This window comes from Pseudoalteromonas sp. NSLLW218 (assembly GCF_015864775.1).
Taxonomy (GTDB): Bacteria; Pseudomonadota; Gammaproteobacteria; order Enterobacterales; family Alteromonadaceae; genus Pseudoalteromonas.
Genome location: NZ_JADYWO010000039.1, coordinates 1 through 728, shown reverse-complemented (window position 1 = coordinate 728; position 728 = coordinate 1). Strand labels below are relative to the sequence as shown.

The 728-nt window shown below is 51.4% G+C and carries 1 protein-coding gene; it reads left to right on the top strand.

Features of this window, described 5'->3' with window-relative positions; all coding sequences use genetic code 11:
- Positions 1 to 15: 15 nt before the first annotated feature.
- Positions 16 to 728 (top strand): Ig-like domain-containing protein (locus tag I6E80_RS20335; RefSeq protein ID WP_197186325.1); only part of this gene is annotated, 713 nt, incomplete at its 3' end.

Genomic DNA, 728 nt, shown 5'->3' with positions numbered 1-728 from the left:
GGCAACGAAACCACAGTGAGTGACACCACTACCATCGACACGCAAGCGCCAACGCTCACCATTCAAAACGTGGGCGATGTCAGCGATTTAACACCCGAGCTTCAGGGCACCAGTAATGAAATTGGTGGCACCGTTACACTCATCATCACCGACAGCGCAGGCACAGTGCAAACCATTGACACTATAGTCGGCAGCGATGGGCATTGGTCTATTGAAGTGTCAACAGCCCTTGCACAAGGTGACTTTAGCGTTGTTGCCAGCATTACCGATGCGGCAGGCAACGAGAGCACAGCCAACAGCAGTGGCAATGTTGATACCATTACGCCAATCGTCACCGTTGATGCATTGGGCTTAGGTAACGACAGCACACCGACCGTTAGCGGCACATCAACAGAGCCCGCAGGCACGGTTATAAACATTGTTATTACCGACAGTAACGGTGATGAACACCCAATCACCGCCACCGTGGATGCAAATGGTGATTGGCAAGCAACCAGCCCTGAATTACCAGATGGAAGCTACAGCGTACAAGCCAGTATCACCGATGATGCAGGCAATACCGGCGGCGCCACACAATCAGGCACCCTTGATACTCTAGCACCGACATTAACACTGGATACAGTGGGTGCAATTAATAACAGCACGCCAACAATTAGTGGGACATCGAACGCGCCAGCAGGCACGGTTATAACGATTAACGTCACGGATGCAGATAATACAGAAACGTT